The following is a 2,173-nucleotide window of genomic DNA, read 5'->3' on the forward strand; positions in this document are numbered from 1 at the left end:
CGCTTTTTTTGTGTAGTCTACCCCCGCCATCATCACAAAATCAAAACTAAGCATTAACTACATAAGCAACCATCACATAATTTATGTGATATAGATCACAAATCTAAATATACTCTAAACTTTCAAACCGCTTTGTGTTGACAAAACGGCTTGACTGATGTATTATAATTACAAGATTAAGCAAAGGGGCTTAATCATCAAAAAGGGAAAGGCAATAGTGCTAACCCGTCACGACACGAGGTGTATCAAATGAATACTTTTATCAATTACAATAAATTAACTGGCGTAAGCATTAACTCATACAGAAATACTGGCTTGTATGTAGGCGAAGATATTGAAGATATTATCTTTGCCGTGCATTATGAGCAGGAAGGTGAGCTAACCTGCAGCTTAGATTTACAACAAGCTTTGGATTTTTTGTCTGATGGCGAAGCAATGGAAAAACTTGGCATTACAGATGATATGCAAGACGCTGTAGAGTTGGTTTACAATATTATTCAAGAAAATTTATAAAAATCTTAGCTACCGCACTGTGCGGTAGCTCATAATTCGGCACGAGGTGTATCATGGAAATTATTATTAGACAAACTAATAAAAAAGAATCTTTAACTATCATTGACCCGAAAACTGGCTGCAACTATATTTCTGATTTTATCGGGAACACTGGCGCTTTAAACGATGGCCAATTTACTTATGATGATGACAAAAATGCTTGGATATGCGATCAAGACACATTTGATTGGTGGGAATATGTAGTAGCCGAGAATCAAGCTTTGAATTATCGCATTGATGCGTTAAAGATGAGTACGGCAGTGAAGTGGTTTTTAATGCTATTTGGGACATTTCAACGGATCTTGAGCAGTATGCTTCGGCGGCAAATGCCGCTTTAGATGACTTAGCCTCTTAAATATTTTTATAAAAAATGGCATACTACCTCTTTTACAAATGTATGGGGGTGGTATGACAGGACAGCAGTTTGCAAGGGCTGGATTTTTATTATACGGTGATCAGTGGCATGAAAATCTAGCTAGAACATTAAAAGTGGATTCTAGGCGTATTCCGCAGTGGGAATCTGGCAAGCGCGATATTCCAGCTGGCGTTGTCGCCGAGATCATTGAATTACTGAAATCAAATTCTTTAGCTCAAATCGCTCTGATTGCGGAATTAGAATCAAATTAAAAAAAACACTGCCGCACTGTGTGGCAGTTAACCGGCACGAGGTGCAGAAATGAAATTCAAAGAAATCTCCGATATGTGGTTAGATTTCCACTCCGAAAAAGTTAAATTACACACAAGTAAATATGTTAACTCATTAATTCTAAAATACTTGTCATCGCTTAATGATACCGACTGCGATAACATCAAACCCAGTCTTATTTTTGATATAATTAAAGATATCGAGAGCCGATACGCCGCTAAACGCACACTTGGCATTGTAGTCAGCATTTTTGATTATGCGGGAGCAATGGGCTATGTTGAATACAACCCCGCAGCTCGACTGACAAATTTTATTCCTCCACACACGATACGCAATCACCCGACAATATTAAATCCACAAGAATTAATAAGGCTTTTAAAAGCCATGGAAAAGTATAAATATGGGAGCGCATCGGTTAAAAATGCTCTTAAAATGATTATTTATACAGCTCAACGCCGCTCAGAGATTATTGGTGCTCAATGGAGTGAAATAGATTTGTATAACAGGGTTTGGACAATTCCCGCTCATCGAATGAAAATGGGGATTGAACAACGAATTCCAATTACTGAGCCGATGGTTAACTTACTGTATGAGCAGAAAAAGTATAGCCACAATGAGTATATTTTCAGCTCGGTAAATAAAAACAACCGGTGTGGTCATGTACACAAGTCATCTCCGTCTATACTTATTTATAGCCTTGGCTATAAAGGAAAGCAGACAATTCACGGCTTCCGGACAACATTTAGCAGTCTCGCTAACGATGCTGGAAGCTGGAATCCAGACGCAATTGAATTACAATTAGCGCACAAAATCAGGGGGGTAAGAGGTGTTTATAATAAATCTGATTATTTTTCTGAGCGTGTTAGAATGATGGCATGGTGGAATAATCAGATCGATTTTTGGATAAGTCTATGAGTAAATATGAAACGCTAAAAGGAAATAAAAATGCCGTTAAAGATGAGCTTGTAAAAAAAA

General features: G+C 37.6%; 4 protein-coding genes. All 4 read left to right on the forward strand.

Going from position 1 to position 2,173, the window contains the following annotated elements; all coding sequences use genetic code 11:
• The first annotated feature begins 249 nt into the window (after positions 1–249).
• The 4 genes from B8880_RS12725 (at position 250) to B8880_RS12740 (ending at position 2,113) form a co-directional block, all read left to right on the forward strand.
• Positions 250–513, forward strand: coding sequence for a hypothetical protein (locus B8880_RS12725; RefSeq protein ID WP_084257952.1), 264 nt, complete (start codon positions 250–252; stop codon positions 511–513).
• A 53-nt stretch (positions 514–566) separates the two neighbouring features.
• Positions 567–890: a hypothetical protein gene (locus B8880_RS12730; RefSeq protein WP_208610923.1), complete on the forward strand. Its 324-nt coding sequence runs from the start codon at positions 567–569 to the stop codon at positions 888–890.
• A 70-nt stretch (positions 891–960) separates the two neighbouring features.
• Entirely contained in the window at positions 961–1,179 is a 219-nt protein-coding gene (locus tag B8880_RS12735) for a hypothetical protein (RefSeq protein WP_084257953.1), read from the forward strand.
• A 49-nt stretch (positions 1,180–1,228) separates the two neighbouring features.
• Positions 1,229–2,113, forward strand: a complete 885-nt coding sequence (locus tag B8880_RS12740; RefSeq protein ID WP_084257954.1) for a tyrosine-type recombinase/integrase — start codon at positions 1,229–1,231, stop codon at positions 2,111–2,113.
• Positions 2,114–2,173 lie beyond the last annotated feature (60 nt).

The sequence above is a fragment of the Pasteurella testudinis DSM 23072 genome, from assembly GCF_900176075.1.
Taxonomy (GTDB): Bacteria; Pseudomonadota; Gammaproteobacteria; order Enterobacterales; family Pasteurellaceae; genus Chelonobacter; species Chelonobacter testudinis.

Bases quoted from the DNA above. Each gene is read 5' to 3' on its own strand.
- B8880_RS12740 (WP_084257954.1), top strand. From the start codon at position 1,229: ATGAAATTCAAAGAAATCTCCGATATGTGGTTAGATTTCCACTCCGAA.
- B8880_RS12725 (WP_084257952.1), top strand. From the start codon at position 250: ATGAATACTTTTATCAATTACAATAAATTAACTGGCGTAAGCATTAAC.
- B8880_RS12730 (WP_208610923.1), top strand. From the start codon at position 567: ATGGAAATTATTATTAGACAAACTAATAAAAAAGAATCTTTAACTATC.
- B8880_RS12735 (WP_084257953.1), top strand. From the start codon at position 961: ATGACAGGACAGCAGTTTGCAAGGGCTGGATTTTTATTATACGGTGAT.